General features: G+C 73.4%; 16 protein-coding genes. 10 read left to right on the forward strand and 6 right to left on the reverse strand.

All coding sequences use genetic code 11. The features are described from left to right. Positions 1–1,167 (reverse strand): hypothetical protein, encoded by a 1,167-nt coding sequence (locus G7Z13_RS07985; RefSeq protein ID WP_165997341.1) that lies wholly within the window; start codon positions 1,165–1,167, stop codon positions 1–3. Next, the gene (locus G7Z13_RS07990) at positions 1,164–2,105 is read right to left on the reverse strand and encodes a 5-dehydro-4-deoxyglucarate dehydratase (protein ID WP_165997342.1); all 942 of its coding nucleotides are present in this window, start codon (positions 2,103–2,105) and stop codon (positions 1,164–1,166) included. Before G7Z13_RS07990 ends, G7Z13_RS07985 begins: the two co-directional genes overlap by 4 nt. 357 nt (positions 2,106–2,462) lie before the next feature. On the opposite strand from G7Z13_RS07990, the gene G7Z13_RS07995 reads away from it, so the two are divergent. From G7Z13_RS07995 to G7Z13_RS08030, 8 genes are all read left to right on the forward strand, one after another. Further along, the gene (locus G7Z13_RS07995) at positions 2,463–3,272 is read left to right on the forward strand and encodes an NAD(P)-dependent oxidoreductase (protein WP_165997343.1); all 810 of its coding nucleotides are present in this window, start codon (positions 2,463–2,465) and stop codon (positions 3,270–3,272) included. Positions 3,273–3,630: 358 nt separating this feature from the next. Next, entirely contained in the window at positions 3,631–4,398 is a 768-nt protein-coding gene (locus tag G7Z13_RS08000; protein WP_165997345.1) for a DeoR/GlpR family DNA-binding transcription regulator, read from the forward strand. A 92-nt stretch (positions 4,399–4,490) separates the two neighbouring features. Continuing rightward, positions 4,491–5,864, forward strand: coding sequence for a sugar ABC transporter substrate-binding protein (locus G7Z13_RS08005; protein ID WP_165997347.1), 1,374 nt, complete (start codon positions 4,491–4,493; stop codon positions 5,862–5,864). Further along, entirely contained in the window at positions 5,861–6,799 is a 939-nt protein-coding gene (locus G7Z13_RS08010; RefSeq protein ID WP_165997348.1) for a sugar ABC transporter permease, read from the forward strand. Before G7Z13_RS08005 ends, G7Z13_RS08010 begins: the two co-directional genes overlap by 4 nt. Before the next feature lie 41 nt (positions 6,800–6,840). Then, positions 6,841–7,632 (forward strand): carbohydrate ABC transporter permease, encoded by a 792-nt coding sequence (locus G7Z13_RS08015; protein ID WP_240926471.1) that lies wholly within the window; start codon positions 6,841–6,843, stop codon positions 7,630–7,632. Then, entirely contained in the window at positions 7,629–8,618 is a 990-nt protein-coding gene (locus G7Z13_RS08020) for a zinc-dependent alcohol dehydrogenase family protein (RefSeq protein WP_165997352.1), read from the forward strand. The genes G7Z13_RS08015 and G7Z13_RS08020 overlap by 4 nt, the downstream gene beginning before the upstream one ends. Before the next feature lie 453 nt (positions 8,619–9,071). Continuing rightward, a complete protein-coding gene (locus tag G7Z13_RS08025) occupies positions 9,072–9,293 on the forward strand; it encodes a hypothetical protein (RefSeq protein ID WP_165997354.1) in 222 nt (73 codons plus the stop codon). A gap of 65 nt (positions 9,294–9,358) precedes the next feature. Next, positions 9,359–10,603, forward strand: coding sequence for a TerD family protein (locus tag G7Z13_RS08030; protein ID WP_166004757.1), 1,245 nt, complete (start codon positions 9,359–9,361; stop codon positions 10,601–10,603). A gap of 57 nt (positions 10,604–10,660) precedes the next feature. On the opposite strand, the gene G7Z13_RS08035 is transcribed toward G7Z13_RS08030, so the two are convergent. Both G7Z13_RS08035 and G7Z13_RS08040 read right to left on the reverse strand, forming a co-directional pair. Then, a complete protein-coding gene (locus tag G7Z13_RS08035) occupies positions 10,661–12,241 on the reverse strand; it encodes a TROVE domain-containing protein (protein WP_165997355.1) in 1,581 nt (526 codons plus the stop codon). A gap of 425 nt (positions 12,242–12,666) precedes the next feature. Continuing rightward, complete coding sequence (locus tag G7Z13_RS08040) at positions 12,667–14,214, reverse strand: hypothetical protein (RefSeq protein ID WP_165997357.1); 1,548 nt, start codon at positions 14,212–14,214, stop codon at positions 12,667–12,669. 340 nt (positions 14,215–14,554) lie between these two features. Between G7Z13_RS08040 and G7Z13_RS08045 the strand changes: the two genes are divergently transcribed. Further along, on the forward strand, positions 14,555–16,384 hold the full coding sequence (locus G7Z13_RS08045; RefSeq protein WP_165997359.1) for an endonuclease/exonuclease/phosphatase: 1,830 nt from the start codon (positions 14,555–14,557) through the stop codon (positions 16,382–16,384). Between the two features lie 18 nt (positions 16,385–16,402). Here the strand turns inward: G7Z13_RS08045 and G7Z13_RS08050 are convergent, their stop codons facing one another. Together G7Z13_RS08050 and G7Z13_RS08055 are read right to left on the reverse strand one after the other, a co-directional pair. Further along, positions 16,403–17,119 (reverse strand): antibiotic biosynthesis monooxygenase, encoded by a 717-nt coding sequence (locus tag G7Z13_RS08050; protein ID WP_165997361.1) that lies wholly within the window; start codon positions 17,117–17,119, stop codon positions 16,403–16,405. Between the two features lie 209 nt (positions 17,120–17,328). Next, complete coding sequence (locus G7Z13_RS08055; RefSeq protein ID WP_240926144.1) at positions 17,329–17,664, reverse strand: DUF3618 domain-containing protein; 336 nt, start codon at positions 17,662–17,664, stop codon at positions 17,329–17,331. A 169-nt stretch (positions 17,665–17,833) separates the two neighbouring features. On the opposite strand from G7Z13_RS08055, the gene dapA reads away from it, so the two are divergent. Beyond that, positions 17,834–18,778, forward strand: coding sequence for a 4-hydroxy-tetrahydrodipicolinate synthase (gene dapA, locus G7Z13_RS08060; protein WP_165997364.1), 945 nt, complete (start codon positions 17,834–17,836; stop codon positions 18,776–18,778). Positions 18,779–18,834: the final 56 nt, after the last annotated feature.

Below are 18,834 nucleotides of genomic sequence, written 5' to 3' on the forward strand. Positions count from 1 at the left end.
TCACACCCGCGCGAGCGCCGACCGCACCGCCGCCAGGTCCCCGTCCGAGGCCAGCCCCGCGTGGTACAGCCGCAGTTCCGTCGCGCCGAGGTCGCGGGCGCGGGCGGCGTCCGCGGCGAGGGTGGCGGGGCTGCCGCCCATTCCGGAGACGACCGTGAAGTTGGCGGCGAGGACGGCGTCCGCGCGGTGCTGTTCCGCGAAGGGGGTGAGCAGGCCGGGGCCGCCCGTGCAGGGGACGACGACGCCGTCCGCGACGGACAGGATGTGCGCGGGGTCGACGCCCGCGTTGGCGCCGCAGTGGTAGGAGACCGGGTCGGCGTGCAGGAGGACCTGGAAGCCGTCGGGGGCCTCCGCGCGGACCGCGGCCACGGCCGCCTCCTGGAGGGTGCGGGCGGTCTCGTCGCGCCACGCGCGCGTGGCGTTCGCGGTGGTGTCGCCGAGCAGCTTCTCCACCGCGGCCCAGCCGCCGTCGGAGGGCGCCCCCTGCCACAGCGGCTCCAGGGCGGCGCGGACGGCGGCGGCCAGGTCGTCGGGGTCGAGGCCGTGGGCGGCGTAGCCCGCGCGGCAGTCGGGGCAGAAGCACAGCGACATCAGGTACTGGCCGGCGTCGCCCAGGCCGACCCCGCCGGTCTTGTCGTGGGCGTGCAGGTGGGCGAGGCCGTACCAGCCGAGGGACTCCAGTTCGGTGCCGCGTGCCCCGGGCCGTACGGCGGCCTCGGCGGCCAGGTCGACGAGGTACGCGCGCGTGGCGGGCCGCGCCACGCACGGCGCCCACGGGTAGCGGTCGCCGTAGGCGTTGACGACCGAGGTGTCCGGGTGCTCGGCGCCCAGGCGGGAGTTGTGGGCGAGGACGACCCAGGTGTGCGTCTCCAGGCCGGCGTCGGCGAGCGCGGCGGCGGCCTCTCCGTACGCGTCCGCCTCGGGTGCCCAGGCGCCGGCCGGGTAGGGGCGCAGGGTGCGGCCCTCCCAGCGGGCGCCGAGGGGGTAGAGCACGGCGGCGTGTTCGGCGGTGACGATGCGGCGGGCGGGGTGGCGGGGGGTCAGCGCGCGGGTGGAGTGGTAGGCGGAGGCCAGCGTCACCTGGCGTATGCCCAGGTCCGCGAGGCGCGCCGGGGCGGCGGGGTCCCCGTTGACGTCCCAGGGGTAGACGAATGCCGATGCCTTCACTTGGTGTCCTCCAGCAGCGCGTACCCACGCTCGATCAGCTGAGCGAGCTGCTTGACATGATTTTCGCCCGGCTCGTTGAGCGGGGGCCGTACCTCGCCCACGTCCAGCCCGCGCAGCCGTACCCCGGCCTTGACGAGGGCGACGGCGTAGCCGCGGCCCTGGGCGCGCAGTTCCACGAAGGGCCGGTAGAAGCCGTCGAGGAGGCGGTGCGCGGTGGTGTCGTCGCCGGTGCGCAGGGCCTGGTGGAAGGCGAGGGCGAGTTCGGGGACGAAGCAGAAGACGGCGGAGGAGTAGAGGGTGACGCCGATGCCGCGGTAGGCGAGCTGGGTCTGTTCGGCGGTGGGCAGCCCGTTGAAGTAGAGGAAGTCGCCGGGGGCCTCGGTGCGTACGGCGCTGACGATCCGCTGCATGAGGTCAAGGTCGCCGAGGCCGTCCTTGAGGCCGACGACGCCGTCGGTGCGGGCGAGCTCGACGGCGGTCTCCGGGGTGAGGACGACGTTGTCGCGCTGGTAGACGATCACGGGCAGCGCGGTGGCCGCCGCGAGTTCCCGGTAGTGGCGCAGCAGCCCCTCCTGCCCGGCGACCACGAGGTACGGCGGCATGGCGAGCAGTCCGTCGGCGCCCGCCTCCTCGGCGAGCCGCGCGTACCGTACGGCGAGCGCGGTGCCGTAGCCGGCCCCGGCGACGACCGGCACCCGCCCGGCGCTCTCCTCGACGGCCGCGCGCACGCAGCGCTGGAACTCCTCGGGGGTGAGCGCGTGGAACTCGCCGGTGCCGCAGCAGGCGAAGACGGCGGCGGCGCCGGCCTCCACCCCGCGGCGCACGTGCGCGCGGTAGACGTCGAGGTCGACGCCGCCGTCCGGGCCGAAGGCCGTGACGGGGAAGAACAGCGGCCCGCTGGGGACGGTGAGGCGGGCGGCGAGAGGGGCTGACGTCACGGGCGCTCCCGAGGGTCCGAGGGGTCCATATTCATAATCCACGTCCACATTTCTGAACGCCTCCACGCTAAGGCGCCCCCAGGAGGCGGGTCAAGCGCCCCAACCCCTGCCATACCAGCGGATTCAGCGGGTTCCGCGGACGCCGACGGATACTTGACGGGCGCCGCACCGACTTTTAGCGTGTCCACGCATATGAATGGCGTACGGGCTTGTGCACGCCGCGCCGCACGTCACCCGTTCACCCGTTCACCCGTACGGTCGTCCGTGCGTTCACCCGCACCTTCGTCCGTACGTACGCGCACCGCGCACCCGGTGCGCCCCCCTCCCGCACGGCCGCCGATCCAAGGAGACCCGAGGATGCCCGCTCCCCGCACCGTTCTGCTCACCGGCGCCGCCGGCGGACTCGGCACGCTGATGCGGGACCTCCTCCCGGAGTACGGCTACGCGCTGCGCCTGCTCGATCTGCGCCCCATCGAGGACGCCCCGGACGCGATCGTCGCCGACCTCGCCGACAAGGACGCGGTCCGCGAGGCCGTGCGCGGCGTCGACGCGATCATCCACCTCGCGGGCATCTCCCTGGAAGCCCCCTTCGAGAAGATCCTGAAGGCGAACATCGAGGGCACCTACCACCTCTACGAGGCCGCCCGCGCGGAGGGCGTCCGCCGGATCGTCTTCGCCTCCTCCAACCACGCGGTGGGCTACACCCCGCGCCCTCAGGGCGACGACCCGCTCATCCCGGTCGACACCCCGCGCCGCCCGGACACCTTCTACGGCCTGTCCAAGTCCTTCGGCGAGGACCTCGCGCAGTTCTACTGGGACAAGCACGGCCTGGAGACCGTCTCCGTGCGGATCGGCTCCTGCTTCCCCGAACCGACCAGCGTGCGCATGCTCTCGGTGTGGATGAGCCCCGCCGACGGCGCCCGCCTCTTCCACGCCGCCCTGACCGCCGAGGACGTCGGCCACACCGTCGTCTACGGCTCCTCCGCCAACACCCGACTGTGGTGGGACCTGTCCACCGCGCGGGCCCTCGGCTACGCACCGCAGGACGACTCCGAGCCGTACGCCGCGAAGCTCATCGCCGAGCAGGGCGAGCTGGACCCGGACAACCCGGCACACGCCTGCCTGGGCGGCCACTTCGTGACGGACCCGCCCATCTGGCCGTACTGAGCCGTCGGATTCAGGCCACGGACACGGCGGGCGGGCACCGAGCGGGCCCGCCCGCCGCGCATTCGGGCACGGCCGCCGACCGGTCGCGGCCCGCCCGGACCCGGCGCGACGGCGCCGGCCGGGGCGCGCGGACACCGCCGCGACCCGCCGCGACCAGGCACGACGCGGCACGGGCCGGCCCCGCCCCACCGACCGCGCGCCGCGTCCGAGACGGGCACCGATCCCGCCGAACAGGCATACCCCGGGCATCATCACCCCCGTAACAGACCTGGTCAGCTCCCCGCGACCGCTGTAGAACTTCCCCCACGGCCCCACCGGGGCCCGAACGGGCAGCACGGCGAGAAGGCGGGTGACACCCATGGACAGGACCGCGGACGAACGGCGGCGCGAGATCGTACGGATGGCCCGCGCCACCGGCTCCGTGGACGTCACCGCGCTCGCCGCCGAGCTGCGCGTGGCCAAGGAGACCGTACGACGGGATCTGCGCGTCCTGGAGGACCACGGCCTCGTGCGCCGTACGCACGGCGGGGCCTACCCCGTGGAGAGCGCCGGGTTCGAGACGACGCTCTCCTACCGCGCCACCAGCCACGTCCCCGAGAAACGCCGGATCGCCGTCGCCGCGGCCGAGCTGCTCGGGGACGCCGAGACGGTCTTCGTCGACGAGGGCTTCACCCCGCAGCTCATCGCCGAGGCCCTGCCCAGGGACCGGCCGCTGACCGTGGTCACCGCGTCCCTGCCGGTCGCGGGCGTGCTCGCCGGGAAGGACCACGTCTCGGTGCTGCTGCTCGGCGGCCGGGTGCGCCCCGGCACCCTCGCCACCGTCGACCACTGGACCACCAAGATGCTGGCCGGTTTCGTCGTCGACCTCGCCTACATCGGCGCCAACGGCATCTCCCGCGAGCACGGCCTGACCACCCCCGACCCGGCCGTCGGCGAGGTCAAGGCGCAGGCCGTACGGGCCGCGCGGCGCACCGTCTTCGCCGGGGTGCACACCAAGTTCGGCGCGGTGAGCTTCTGCCGGTTCGCGGAGGTCGGCGCGCTGGAGGCGATCGTGACGAGCACCCTGCTGCCGGCGGCCGAGGCACACCGCTACGCGCTGCTGGGCCCCCAGGTCATCCGCGTCTGATTCTCCAACCCACTCCCCTGTAGGGCACCCCAGGGCCCTCCCTCCCCTCCGACGCCCCTTATCTCCCCATACGTCCATCCCAGGAGCGATCCATGCGAACCCCGAGCCGGCGACGGCCCCCGCGAGCCCTGCTCGCCACGGCCGCCGCAGGGACGCTGCTCGCCCCGCTGCTCTCCGGCTGCTGGGCCGGAGCGGGCGGGGCCGGATCCGGCGGCGACGCCATCAACGTCCTCATGGTCAACAACCCGCAGATGGTGGAGCTGCAGAAGCTCACCGCCGCCCACTTCACCGAAGAGACCGGCATCAAGGTCAACTTCACCGTCCTGCCCGAGAACGACGTCCGCGACAAGATCAGCCAGGACTTCGCCAACCAGGCGGGCCAGTACGACGTCGCCACCCTCTCCAACTACGAGATCCCGATCTACGCCCGCAACGGCTGGCTGAAGCCACTCGACCCGTACGTCGCGAAGGATCCTCCGTACGACGAACAGGACATCCTCAAGCCGATGCGCCAGTCCCTGACCGGCGACGACGGCAAGCTCTACGGCCAGCCCTTCTACGGCGAGTCGTCCTTCCTCATGTACCGCAAGGACGTGTTCGACCGCGCGGGCCTGACCGTGCCACCGCGCCCCACCTGGCGGCAGGTCGCCGATCTGGCCGCGAAGGCGGACGGCGCCGAGCCCGGCATGAAGGGCATCTGCCTGCGCGGACTGCCCGGCTGGGGCGAGGTGATGGCCCCGCTGACGACCGTGGTCAACACCTTCGGCGGCACCTGGTTCGACGAGGACTGGACGGCCCGGCTCGACAGCCCTGAGTGGGAGAAGGCGACGAAGTTCTACGTCGGCCTGGTCCGCGAGCACGGCCAGTCCGGCGCCGCCCAGTCCGGCTTCGCCGAGTGCCTGAACAACATGACCCAGGGCAAGGTGGCCATGTGGTACGACGCCACCTCGGCGGCCGGCGCCCTGGAGGCGGCGGGCTCCCCGGTCAAGGGCAAGATCGGCTACGCGCCCGCGCCCGTCGAGCGGACCGGCTCCTCCGGCTGGCTCTACACCTGGGCCTGGGGCATCCAGAACGCCTCCCGCAACCCCGGCAAGGCGTGGAAGTTCGTCTCCTGGGCCTCGGGCAAGGAGTACGAGCGGCTGGTCGGCGAGAAGATCGGCTGGGCGAACGTCCCGGCGGGCAAGCGCGCCTCGACGTACGCGAACCCCGCCTACCGCGCTCAGGCCGCAGCCTTCCAGGAGATGACCCGCGCGGCCATCGAGAACGCCCGCCCCGACGACCCCGGCGTCCAGCCGCGCCCCGCGCCCGGCATCCAGTTCGTCGGCATCCCCGAGTTCACCGACCTCGGCACCCGGGTCTCCCGCGAGATCAGCGCGGCCATCGCCGGACGCCAGTCCGTCGAGACGGCCCTGAGGAAGTCCCAGCAGCTCGCCGAGCGCGTCTCCGAGGAGTACGAGGGCCGATGACCGCGACGACGACGGCCCCCGTGGCCGGCACCCCCGTACGCGCCGCGGGCGCACCGCGGACCCGCCTGCGCGCCTGGGCCACCCGGGCGCCCCTGCTGCCCGCCCTGGTCTTCATGATCGTGGTGACCCAGCTGCCGTTCGTGGCCACGCTGGTGATCTCCTTCTTCGACTGGAACGCCCTCTACCCCGACGCCCGCCGCTTCGCGGGCCTCGACAACTACCGGCACGTCCTCACCGACGCCGACCTGCGCCGGTCGGTGGGCACGACGATCCTGCTGACGGCGACCGTGGTGCTGGTCAGCCTGGTGCTGGGCCTGCTGCTCGCCCTCCTCCTCGACCGCCGCTTCCGCGGCCGGGGCGTGGTCCGCACCCTGCTGATCGCCCCGTTCCTGGTGGTCCCGGTCGCGGCGGCGCTGCTGTGGAAACACGTCCTGTACAACCCGGAGTACGGCCTGCTGAACGGCCTGCTCGGCTACGTCGGGGGCCCGCAGCCGGACTGGGTCTCCGGCACCCCGCTGCTGGCCGTGGAGGCCGCGCTGATCTGGCAGTGGACCCCGTTCATGATGCTGATCCTGCTGGCCGGGCTGCAGAGCCGCGACCCGCAGCAGCTGGAGGCCGCGCGGGTGGACGGCGCGAGCGGCCGGCAGATCTTCGTCCACCTGACGCTGCCGCACCTGCGCCGCTACCTGGAACTGGGCGCCCTGCTCGGCTCGATCTACATCGTCCAGAACTTCGACGCGGTCTTCACGATCACGTCCGGCGGCCTGGGCACGGCCAACCTCCCCTACACCGTCTACCAGAGCTTCTACCAGGCCCACGAGAACGGCCTCGCCTCGGCCGCGGGCGTCCTGGTGGTGCTCGGCTCGATCGTCATCGCGACCTTCGCGCTGCGGGTCGTGTCGTCCCTCTTCCGCGAGGAGGTGTCCCGCGCGTGAACGCCGTACGACGCACCGTGCGCAGCACCGGAGCGGGCCTCATGGCCTGGCTCGCCGGGATCGTGTTCTTCCTGCCCATCGCCTGGATGGCGCTGACGTCCCTGCACTCGGAGGCGGACGCCGCGACCAACCCGCCGTCCTTCACCGCGCCGCTCACCCTGGACGGCTACCGCGAGTTCTTCGGCCTGACGGGCGGCGCGAGCCCCTGGCCCGCGCTGATCAACTCCACGGTGGCGTCCCTGACGTCGACCGTGCTGGTCCTGGCGCTGGCGCTGCCCGCCGCCTACGCCCTGTCGATCAACCGGGTCCGCAAGTGGACGGACGTCCTGTTCTTCTTCCTGTCGACGAAGATGCTGCCGGTCGTCGCGGGCCTGCTGCCGATCTACCTCTTCGCGCGGAACACCGGCCTGCTCGACAACATCTGGCTGCTGGTCGTCCTGTACACCTCCATGAACCTGCCGATCGCCGTGTGGATGATGCAGTCGTTTCTGGCCGAGGTGCCGGTGGCGGTCATCGAGGCGGCCCGGGTGGACGGCGCGCGCCTGCCGGTGATCCTCACGCGGGTGATCGCCCCGATCGCCCTGCCCGGCATGGCCGCGACGGCCCTGATCTGCTTCATCTTCAGCTGGAACGAACTGCTGTTCGCCCGCGTGCTGACCGGGGTGGTGGCCGAGACCGCCCCCGTCTTCCTGACCGGCTTCATCACCAGCCAGGGCCTGTTCCTGGCGAAGGTGTGCGCCGCGTCGCTCGTCATCTCCCTGCCGGTGCTCGCCGCGGGGTTCGCCGCCCAGGACAAACTCGTCCAGGGCCTGTCGTTGGGAGCCGTGAAATGAAGGCCGCCGTCATCGAGTCCGTGGGCAAGGCCGTGGTGTCCGAGATCCCCGACCCGACGCCCGGCCCCCGCGAGGTCGTCGTCGAGGTCGCCGCGTGCGGCCTGTGCGGCACCGACCTCCACATCCTGCAGGGCGAGTTCGCCCCGAAGCTGCCGATCGTGCCCGGCCACGAGTTCGCCGGCGAGGTGGTCGCCGTCGGCACGCAGGTCACCGAGCTGTCGGCCGGCGACCGGGTCGCGGTCGACCCGTCCCTGTACTGCCACGAGTGCCGCTACTGCCGCACCGGCCACAACAACCTCTGCGAACGCTGGGCGGCCATCGGTGTGACCACCCCGGGCGGCGCGGCCCGCTACGCGGTCGCCCCGGTCGCGAACTGCGTACGGCTCCCCGACCACATCCGCACCGAGGACGCCGCCCTGATCGAGCCCCTGTCCTGCGCGGTCCGCGGCTACGACGTCCTGCGCACCCGTCTCGGCGCCCACGTCCTGATCTACGGCTCGGGAACGATGGGCCTGATGATGCTGGAGCTGGCCAAGCGGACCGGCGCGGCGAGCGTCGACGTGGTCGACCTGAACCCGTCCCGCCTGGAGACGGCCCGCCGTCTCGGCGTCTCGGCGGCCGCCGCCACCCCGGACGAACTCGACCGCCCCCAGGGCTGGGACGTCGTCGTGGACGCCACGGGCAACGCGAAGGCGATCCAGGACGGCCTGGACCGCGTCGCCAAGGCGGGCACCTTCCTCCAGTTCGGCGTCGCCGACTACGCCACCCGCGTCACCATCGACCCCTACCGCATCTACAACCAGGAGATCACCATCACCGGCTCCATGGCCGTCCTCCACAGCTTCGAACGCGCCGCCGAACTCTTCGCCAACGGAGTCCTCGACCCCGACATCTTCATCAGCGACCGCCTCCCCCTGGACCGCTACCCGGAGGCCCTGGCCCAGTTCGCGGCGGGAGTGGGCCGCAAGATCGTGGTCGTGCCCTGAGGCTCCGCCCACACCAGGGGCCACTCCCGACTCGAACACCTCACACCCCTACCGCCACCTCCGGCCCTGGACGGCGTGACGCTCCACCGACGGCACCACACGCCCCCGGGCCGGCATCCCCGGCCAGCCCCTCCAGCCACCCCCGCACCCCGCAACCCCCGGCCGGGATCCCCAGCCCGCACCCCCGCCCCGCCCCCCTTCCCTCTTCCTCCGCACCTCACGACTCCGGCCCGCAATCCAGCCCGTCCGGCGTTTGAGGACGAGGCCCGTTCAGGGCCGAAGGGGGTCTGGGGCGCAGCCCCAGCGGGGGCGCGGGGGGCGAAGCCCCCGCCGGGGGCCCGGGGGCGCGGCCCCCGGCGGGGTCAGGGGCAGCGCCCCGGGATGGGACGGGCAGGGGCGGCGGGGGCGGAAAACCCCTGGGGCACCCACGTCCCACCCCCGTAGCGTCCGCCCATGCCCCCACCCCACGGCTTCACCTACGAAACCCACCGCGACGGATCAGTCCGCATCACCCATCACGGCCACACCGCCACCACCCTCCGCGGCCCCCGCGCCGAAACCTTCCTCACCGAGGTCGCCAACGGCGACGCCCAGCTGGTGATGGCCCGCTGGACCGGAAACTACCGCCGCGGCACCGAGCGCACGGCCCGCGCCCACCCACGCAACCGCCGGTGACCCGATCGGCGGGTCGGTAAGGGAACGGTAAAACGGGCTCGCTCGTTCTACGAGACATGACAGCTATGACCCCCGGCTCGAACATCCCGCTCCCCGCCACCCGCGTGACGGTGGACGTCACCGCCCCGGTGCGGCTGGACGTTTCGGGCCTGCTGCTCACCGCCGACGGCAAGGTGCGCTCCGACGACGACTTCATCTTCTACAACCAGCCCACGGGCCCGGGCGTGACGTACCGCTCCGGCGGCGGCACCGCCCCCGACGCGATCACGGTCGACACCGCCGCCGTCCCGCCCGGCATCGAGAAGATCGTCGTCACCGCGAGCCCGGACGCGGCCGGCCAGACCTTCCAGGGCATCGAACCGACGGCGACCATCCGCAACGCGGACGACAACACCGTCCTGGCCACCTTCACGCCCCCGCAGCTGGGCACCGAGACCGCCCTGGTGATCGTGGAGGTCTACCTGCGCAACGGCCAGTGGAAGGCCCGCGCCGTCGGCCAGGGGTACGCGAACGGCCTGGCCGGCATCGCCACCGACTTCGGCGTCACGGTGGAGGAGCCCGCCCCGGCCGCCACCGCCCCGGCCCAGCCGGTCACGCCGGCCCAGCCGGTCACGCCGCCCCCGGCCCCCGCACAGGCCCCGCCCGCCCCGCCGGCGGACCCGCGCCTGCACGCCACCGCTCCCCCGGCCCCCGCGACCCCGCCGCCCGCACCGAGCCCCGCCCCCGGCGCCGGGAAGATCAACCTGGACAAGGGCCGCGTCAGCCTGCAGAAGAACCAGACCGTCTCCCTGGTCAAGGGCGGCCGCCCGCTGCTCTCGCAGGTGAAGATGGGCCTCGGCTGGGAGCCGGCGTACCGCGGCAAGGACATCGACCTGGACGCCTCGGTCATCGCCTACGGCCCCCAGCGCAACCACATCGACAGCTGCTACTTCGGCAAGCTGACCATCGTCGGCGGCGCCATCCGCCACTCCGGCGACAACCTCACCGGCGAGGGCGGCGGCGACGACGAGGTCATCACCGTCGACCTGGGCCGCCTCCCGCAGGAGGTCACGGGCCTGGTCTTCACCGTGAACTCGTTCTCCGGCCAGAAGTTCACCGAGGTCGCCAAGGCCTACTGCCGCCTCATCGACGCCACCACCGGCGAGGAACTGGTCCGCTTCGACCTCACCGGAGCCGAGCCGCAGACCGGCGTGATGATGGCCAAGCTGATCCGCCAGTTCTCCGGCGAGTGGGAGATGACCGCCATGGGCGACTTCGTGAAGGCCCGCACGGTCCGCAACATGGTCAAGCCGGCCGCGCAGGCGCTGTAGGGCGGGACCCGAACCGGGGGCGCCCCCGCCGCGCCGCGAGGGGGGCGCCCGGCCGGGTCACGCCGCCCAGGGCCAGTCCGCGTTCCGCCCGGCCTCCACCAGCGGCACCATCCGGAACGCCGCGTCGGAGAGCCCGCCGAACGTGTGCCGGTTCCCGCTCCCCGACGGGCCGTGGCCCGGGCGGTACCCGGCGAGGTTCCAGGTGTAGACCGGGATGTCCGCCGGGACCTGCTCGGTCGGGCCGCCGTGCCGGTGGCGGGTGTACTGCTCGTCGGTGACGATCAGCACCCGGTCGTGCCCGCGGTAGTGCCGCCGTACCGCCTCGGTGGTGTCCGTGCCGCCCAGGCTGCCGAACCGCTCCAGGATCCGCAGCACCGACTCGCCCCGCCGGAACGGCACCGCGCGGCTGCCGGTGCCGAACTCGACGAGGTCCGCGTCCGCCGCCCGCAGCGCCAGCGCCGTACCGAAGAGGGCCGCCGCGTCGGCGCGGTTCAGCTCCGAGCGGCCGGACAGCGGCGCCCACATGGAACCGGAGCGGTCGACGAGCACCAGGGTGCGCCCGGGCAGCGCGGGCACGTTGGCCAGCGAGTGACCGAGCGCCCGCTCCAGCGGGTACGCCCAGCGCAGCGACGGCGCGTGCTGGTACGCGGCCAGGTACCGGAAGGGGAACTGCCGCGAGCGGCGCACCTCCTCCGGGTCGGCGATCCGCGCGGCGACCCGCGCCGCGACCTCGTCGGAGACGCCCGCTTCGTCGAAGTTCCGCAGGTTGCGCACGAGCGCCATGGTGCCCATGGACGGGATGACGGCCTCCCAGGCCGCCTTGTCCATCGGCCCCTGGAGCCAGCCCGCCAGCGCCTCCCAGGTCATCCCGGCCGCCGCCAGCCGCTCGGCCCCGTCGGGCGCCGTCACGAGGGCGCGCCGCTCCTCGACCGGCACCGCCATCAGCGCGCGGTGCGCCGTCAGCGTGCGGTTCGACGCGGGCGGCTCCGCCGTCTCCGGGTGGTGCCGGCGGTCGAGCGCGTACCGGAACAGGTCGCCCTGCCACGGCTTGTCCGGGTCGGGTGCCGCGTGGACCAGGTTGAGGATGTCGCCGAAGCGGTAACCCCTGGACGCGGTGTCGTACTTCAGCAGCGCCTTGCCGGTGTAGAGGCGGCGTACGGCGTCGGCGACGCCCCGCTTGACCGGCTTGGGGACGGCCCGGCCGTACTTCACCGTCCAGTACGCGAGCAGCTCACCGGGCTCGTCGGGGCGCTGGAGGACGGAGTCGACCACCTGCCGGTTGGAGGGGCCGTCGGCCGTCCCCGCGTCGAGCCGCGCCTTCACGTACTCGGCGGCGCCCACCAGGGAGGCCGTCCGCAGGTTGCCCTCGCCGCGCAGCCAGCCGAGCAGGCCGGCCGTCCAGCCGGGGTCGGTGACGGCCAGCTCGCGCACGAGCTTCGCGAACCGGTCGTCGCGGGCGGCGCCGGACTCGTAGAAGGTCTGCTGGGAGACGAAGTTGGCGACGGCGAGCAGGAACAGCTCGGAGCGGGCGTCCCGTTCATGGCCGAGGCCGCCCTGGTGGGTGCGCAGGGCCCGCCCGGTCGTGGTGACCGGCGTGCCGGGCCGCGCCTTCGCGCGCCGTGTGTTGAATCGCGCCATGCTGAATTCCCCCGAATTCGTGGCTGTCACGGAGGGGGGCGCGGCAAAGGGAGGGTGTCCGAGATCAGGACCGGCTGCGGGTGCTGTTCACCTGACGCGTCTTCCGCTTCCGCCACGTCGGCCCACAGCCGACGACGGGATTCGAACCCGCACGGTGCCGTGGCACCATCAGACCCCGAAGTATCCGCTGCCCGCGCACCGGACACCCACCGAGAGCCGCGCCTCCCGAGATCTCGTCGGCCGGCGGCATCGGATTCTCTGAGAAAGAAGTAGCCGCCGTGCCCGCGCACCGGGAGGTGCGTGAGGATCACTCTAGGAGGACGCCTTCGGCCGGGCGAGCGAATTACTCGGGCCCGCCCGAGGCCCTTCGGGGGCGCGGGCAACCGCGCGACCGGTCCCCGCCGGCCCGCACCCGCCACGCGGCCTCACCCCCCGTGCTGGGAGCGCGCCTTGAACGCCGCCTTCCGCGCCTCCTTGGCGACCTTCTTGTCGGGGTGGATCCGCCCCATCGCCTCCAGCACGTCCGCGGTGGCCGGATGGTCCACCCGCCAGGCCGCCGAGAAGAACCCGCTGTGCTGCTGGGCCAGTCCCTCGACCAGCCCGCGCAGCTCCGCCGAGTTCCCCTCGGCGGCCAGTTGCGCGGCGACCGTGTCGATGGTCAGCCAGAAGATCATCGCCTCGGACGGCGGCGGCACGTCCGCGGCGCCGCGCTCGCTGAGCCACACCCGGGCGAGCCCGCCCAGCTCGGCGTCGTCCAGCACCTCCCGCAGCGCGGGTTCGGCCTCGGCGCCGACCAGGGACAGCGCCTGCTGGCAGCGCAGCCGGCGCAGCGGCGCCCCGGCGTCGGCGCCGCGCGCGGCGGCCAGCAGCTCCCGGGCGGCGGCGAGGGGTTCGCGGCGGGCGAGCCACTGCTCGGTCTCGGCCTGCGCGGCGCGCGGCCCGAAGGCGGAGGTGCCGTCGAGGAGGGCGTCGGCGCCCTTGTCGGCGAGTTCGCCGACGGCGGGCGCGTCGAACCCGGCCTCCAGCAGCCGGGCGCGCAGCCCGTAGCGGCCGAGCGGGGTGAGCCGGACCAGGCCGTAGCGGGCGACGTCGGCGTGGTCGACACGCGCTCCCGACTCGCCCTCGGCATACGCTCCCGGCCCGCCCTCGGTGTGCGCCCCCCGTTCCGCGTCCCGTTCCCCGTCCGCGCCCGCACCGGCACCCGCGTCCGCGCCTGCGTCCGCACCCGAGCCCGGTTCCTCCTCCCCGTCGGCCAGCAGCGCCTCGTCGACCGGCCGGTACTCCACCAGCCCGATCGGCTCCAGCAGCCGGAACTGGTCGTCGAGCCGCATCATCGCGTCCGAGACCTGCTCCAGGACGTCGTTGGTGGGTTCGCCCATGTCGTCGGGGACGATGACGGACGCGGCGAGCGCGGGCAGCGGCACCGGCCCGTCGCCGGGGCCGTCCTCGCTGACGCTGAGCACGTAGAGGTTGGCGAGCACGCCGTCGAGGAACTCCGCCTCGGCCTCGGGGTCCCAGTCGAGCGCGGAGAAGTCGACCCGGCCGCCTTCGTCGAGGGCGTCGACGAGGTCGTCGAGGCCGGGCACGCTCGCGTCGGCGAGCACCGTCTCCAGGGCGTCCTGCCAGACGCCGAGGACGTCCTGCGGGGAGCCCCCGGTGAGCAGCGTCAGCTCCTCGCCGGCCGCGACGGTGCCCTCCTCCTCGTCCACGATCTCGACCAGCCCGGTGTCCACGGCGACCCGCCAGGCCTCGCTCGCGCAGGCGGCGGCGTCGTCGCCGGTCAGGCCCAGCGCCTCGGCCGCGGCGGGCAGCTGCTCCTCGACCAGTGCGCCACCGGCGTCGACCCGGGTCGTGGGTCCGGCCCAGCGGGCGAGCCGGGCGGCACGGGACAGCAGCGGCGTGGACAGCGCGTCACGCGCCAGTTCCGCGTCCGAGGCGAGCCGTACCGGCGGCAGGGGGGAGCTGTCTGACATCGGCTGGTTCTCCTAGGGGCGCCTGGGCGGCGTACGGCCAGGCGTACGACCGGTGGTTCAGCCGCTCAGCCTAGACGGGTTTCCACCCATGCCGCCCGGTTCATCTCCCCGCCGCCCGCCGTACATGGCCGAAACCTTGACAACTGGCCGGAGCAGGGACGAGATTGACGCGCGTAGAAGTCGGCGGACAGCTGTTCACCGATCGGGGGTGACAGATCCCCCTTTCCGGGCAGACCACTCCCCGTCCTCTACGCGCGTCGTCACCGCCCCACCGGTCGCGGCTCCCCACGTCCCGTTCCACCCTCGTCCCGGCGCCCAGCACGTCCCCGGAGGGATCCCCTTGCCGAGCAAGAAGTCCGCGCGTCTCGCCGCGCTCACCGTCGCCGCCGTCTGTTCCGCGGCGTCCACCGTCGTCCTGACCTCCCCGGCGCACGCGGACAGCGTGCGCGTCCGTGACGTCCAGGGCACGACCCGGATATCGCCGTACGCCGGCAAGCAGGTCACGGACGTGGCCGGAATCGTCACCGGCATCCGGACGTACGGCTCCTCGCGCGGCTTCTGGATCCAGGACCCGGACGCGGACGCCGACCCGGCCACCAGCGAGGGCGTGTTCGTCTTCACCAGCTCCACGCCCAAGGGTGTGGCCGTCGGCGACGCGGTGACGGTGTCGGGCACGGTCTCCGAGTACGTGCCGGGCGGCACCTCCTCCGGCAACCAGGCCGTCACCCAGATCACCCGGCCCACCGTCACGGTCGTCTCCAGCGGCAATCCGGTGCCCGCGCCGGTGGTCATCGACGCCGGTTCGGTGCCGGACGCCTACGCCCCGCAGGGCGACCCGGCCGCGAACAACTCGGTCAACGGCCTGCCGCTGCGGCCCTCGGCGTACGCCCTGGACCTGTACGAGTCCCTGGAGGGCATGAACGTCCGGGTCGCCGACGCCCGCGTGGTCGGCGCCACCGACCCGTACACCGAGCTGTGGGTCACGGTGAAGCCTGACGAGAACGCCAACCGGCGCGGCGGCACGGTCTACGGCTCCTACACCGCCCAGAACACCGGCCGCCTCATGATCCAGTCGCTCGGCAAGGCGGCCGACTTCCCGGACGCGAACGTCGGCGACACCCTCACCGGCACCACCACCGGCCCGCTCGACTACAACCAGTACGGCGGCTACACGCTGGTCGCGAGCGAGCTGGGCACCCTGAAGAGCGGCGCCCTGGAGCGCGAGACCACCCGCAAGCAGAAGAACGGCGAGCTGGCGGTCGCGACGTACAACGTCGAGAACCTGGACCCGTCGGACGACACCTTCGCCGCGCACGCCGCCGCGATCGTGAACAACCTGCGCTCCCCCGACATCGTGTCCCTGGAGGAGATCCAGGACAACAACGGCGCGACGAACGACGGCACGGTCGCCGCCGACCGGACGCTGACCGCGCTGATCGACGCGATCGTGGCGGCCGGCGGCCCGCGCTACGACTGGCGCGCGATCGACCCGGTCGACGGCGCGGACGGCGGCGAGCCCGGCGGCAACATCCGCCAGGCCTTCCTGTTCAACCCCGAGCGGGTCTCCTTCACCGACCGCGCGGGCGGCGACGCCACCACCGCCGCCGGAGTGGTCCGCGAGCGCGGCAGGGCGGCGCTGACGGTGTCCCCCGGCCGGATCGACCCGGCGAACGAGGCCTGGAAGAACAGCCGCAAGCCGCTGGCCGGCGAGTTCGCCTTCCGCGGCCGCACGGTCTTCGTCATCGCCAACCACTTCAACTCCAAGGGCGGCGACCAGGGCCTGACCTCGCAGTACCAGCCGCCGGCGCGCAGCTCTGAGACCCAGCGGCACCTCCAGGCGACGGCGGTCAACACCTTCGTCAAGGAGATCTTGGCCGTGCAGAAGAATGCGGACGTGGTCGCCCTCGGCGACATCAACGACTTCGAGTTCTCCGGCACCACCAAGGCGCTGGAGGGCGACGGGGAGCTGTGGTCGGCGGTCAAGTCGCTGCCGCGCGGCGAGCGTTACTCGTACGTCTACCAGGGCAACAGCCAGGTCCTGGACCAGATCCTGATCAGCCCGTCAATCCGGCGCGGCTGCGACTTCGAGTACGACAGCGTGCACGTCAACGCCGAGTTCCACGACCAGATCAGCGACCACGACCCGCAGGTGCTGCGGTTCCGCCCGTGACCGCGCCGCGGTCACGGCTCACGCGGGCAGCAGGCCCACGGCGTGCCGGTAGCGGGTGCTGGTGAACCCCTTCACCGCGGGGTACGTCCGCACCCGCTCCCACTGCTCGCCGCCGTCGCCGATGCCCTCGCCGGGCGCGGCGAGGACGGCGTCGTAGGCCGGCTCGCTCTCCCACTCCGCGTAGTTGAGGACATGCGTGCCGTCCGTGCTGAGGTGGAAGTGGGCGGAGATCAGGCCGCGGTGGTCGTCCGGGGTGCCCGCCAGGGCGCGCAGGACCTCGCCGATCCAGTCGGTGCGCCGTTCGGCGGCGCCCGGTTCGAAGTCGATCCGCACGGCCACGACGAGACCGGGCACGCGCGTGTCGCCGGCGGCGCGCTCGCGGCTGCGGTAGCGCCGGTAGCGGTCGAGCCCGAGCCGCTCGATGCCGGGCACGAGGGTGTCGATCTCGTCGACCCGCTCCTGCCGCTGCGTCTTGACGAAGGCCTCGTAGTCCGCCTCGCTCGCCCACTGCGAGTGATGCATCAGAGTGGTGCCGTCGTAGCCGGTGTAGACGTGGTAGCCGAGCAGCGCCGGGGTGGGCCACGGGCGGCGCTCCCAGGTCGCCGCGATGGCCTCGACGGTCGCCTGCTGCCGCTCGGGGGTGCCGACCCGCCAGGTGCTGAAGAGCGGCGCTCCGGCGTCCGGTCGGGTGAGGTCGGGGTGGGCGTCGGTACGGCGGGTCGTCCGCGGGGTCATGTCGGCCTCCGGAAAAAGGCTGGTCGGTGCGTGTGCTCGACCAGCCTCCGACCTCAACCGAACTTCAGGTCAAGCCCGTTCCGGAAACCCGGCTTCCGCCCTCCGGTTTCCGGCTCGCTCCGCGAAGCTCGCGCGGAACTCGCGGAACTCGCGGAACTCGCGGAACTCGCGGAACTCGCGGAACTCGCGGAGCTTGCGGAAGCGGGCGCTCACCGCCCGCCGCGCCGCCGCATCATCCCGGCCGCGACCAGCGCCGCGCCCGCCGCCCCGGCCACGAGCACCGGCCGCGGGGCGCGCAGCGCGGCCTGGGCGACCCGGCGTACCGGCTGCGGCGCCCGGTGCTCCACGACGTGGCTCGCGCGGGCGGCCCCGCCCTGCACGGCCTGCCCGGCCTGGGCCGCGCTGCTGCGCAGCTGGACGGTCATCGCGCCCGCCTTGTCCCTGAGGTCGGCGGCGCGGGCGCGAGCGCGTTCGCGTACGTCCGCCCGGCTCGCCGCCTCCGCGACGGTCGCGCCGATCCCCTTGTGTGTGCCCTTTCCGGTCACGGTGTTCCGCCTCCTCATACGTCCGGAGGCACTCGGGTACCCGGCCCCGCCGCCGCTATCCCCGCGGCGGCCCGCGCTCCGCCGCCCTCCCCACCTCGCAGCACCACTGATGAGTACCTGTTAGCAGATTTAAGTGGAGCTTCACGATCGAGCGGCCGAAACTGCTCGCATGACGTACGCGGCTCCCACACCCCCGCCCTTCGGCCGCGCCCTGTGCGCGATGGTCACGCCCTTCACCGGCTCGGGCGCCCTCGACCTCGACGGCGCCCAGCGGCTGGCGGACCGCCTGGTCGCCGAGGGCTGCGACGGTCTCGTGCTGAACGGCACGACGGGCGAGTCGCCGACCACGTCCGACGAGGAGAAGGCGTTGCTGATCCGGGCCGTCCGCGAGGCCGTGGGCGAGCGGGTCTCGATCGTGGCGGGCGTCGGCACCGCCGACACCTCGCACTCCGTCGAACTCGCCCGGCAGGCCGAGCAGGCGGGCGCGGACGGCGTCCTGGTGGTGACGCCGTACTACAGCAAGCCCCCGCAGGACGCGCTGGAGGCCCACTTCCGCGAGGTCGCGGACGCCTCCGGCCTGCCGCTCGCGCTGTACGACATCCCCGCCCGCACCGGCACCCGCATCGAGCCGGAGACGGTGCTCCGCCTCGCCGGGCACCCGAGGATCGTGGCGGTCAAGGACTGCTCCCACGACTTCCTCGCCGCCCAGAAGATCCTCGCCCGCACCAACCTCGCGTACTACGCGGGCTGCGACGAGCACATCCTCGCCCTGTACGCGGTGGGCGGCGCGGGCTACGTCAGCACGGTCGCGAACGTGATCCCCCGTCACCTGCGGGCCGTGCTCGACGCGTTCGACGCGGGTGACACGGCCGGCGCGGCCCGCCGCCAGCAGCGGGCGACGCCGCTCATCGAGGCGATGATGTCGGCGGGCCTGCCCGGCGCGGTGACCGTGAAGGCCCTGCTGGCCGCGCTGGACCGGCCCGGCGGCGGCCCGCTCCGCCCACCGCTGCGGCCCGCCGGCCGCGAGGCGGTCGACGGGCTGCTGGCGGCGTACGCGGAGGCCGTGCCGGAGACCGTGCCGGAGCCCATACCGGCGACCGTGCCGGAGACCTGACCGGCAGGCGCGACGGACACGGCGGACGCGGCGGACGCGACGGACGCGGCGGGCGC

The sequence above is a fragment of the Streptomyces sp. JB150 genome (assembly GCF_011193355.1).
Taxonomy (GTDB): Bacteria; Actinomycetota; Actinomycetes; order Streptomycetales; family Streptomycetaceae; genus Streptomyces.

Bases quoted from the DNA above. Each gene is read 5' to 3' on its own strand.
- G7Z13_RS07995 (WP_165997343.1), top strand. From the start codon at position 2,463: ATGCCCGCTCCCCGCACCGTTCTGCTCACCGGCGCCGCCGGCGGACTC.
- G7Z13_RS08000 (WP_165997345.1), top strand. From the start codon at position 3,631: ATGGACAGGACCGCGGACGAACGGCGGCGCGAGATCGTACGGATGGCC.
- G7Z13_RS08005 (WP_165997347.1), top strand. From the start codon at position 4,491: ATGCGAACCCCGAGCCGGCGACGGCCCCCGCGAGCCCTGCTCGCCACG.
- G7Z13_RS08010 (WP_165997348.1), top strand. From the start codon at position 5,861: ATGACCGCGACGACGACGGCCCCCGTGGCCGGCACCCCCGTACGCGCC.
- G7Z13_RS08015 (WP_240926471.1), top strand. From the start codon at position 6,841: ATGGCCTGGCTCGCCGGGATCGTGTTCTTCCTGCCCATCGCCTGGATG.
- G7Z13_RS08020 (WP_165997352.1), top strand. From the start codon at position 7,629: ATGAAGGCCGCCGTCATCGAGTCCGTGGGCAAGGCCGTGGTGTCCGAG.
- G7Z13_RS08025 (WP_165997354.1), top strand. From the start codon at position 9,072: ATGCCCCCACCCCACGGCTTCACCTACGAAACCCACCGCGACGGATCA.
- G7Z13_RS08030 (WP_166004757.1), top strand. From the start codon at position 9,359: ATGACCCCCGGCTCGAACATCCCGCTCCCCGCCACCCGCGTGACGGTG.
- G7Z13_RS08035 (WP_165997355.1), bottom strand. From the start codon at position 12,241: ATGGCGCGATTCAACACACGGCGCGCGAAGGCGCGGCCCGGCACGCCG.
- G7Z13_RS08040 (WP_165997357.1), bottom strand. From the start codon at position 14,214: ATGTCAGACAGCTCCCCCCTGCCGCCGGTACGGCTCGCCTCGGACGCG.
- G7Z13_RS08050 (WP_165997361.1), bottom strand. From the start codon at position 17,119: ATGACCCCGCGGACGACCCGCCGTACCGACGCCCACCCCGACCTCACC.
- dapA (WP_165997364.1), top strand. From the start codon at position 17,834: ATGACGTACGCGGCTCCCACACCCCCGCCCTTCGGCCGCGCCCTGTGC.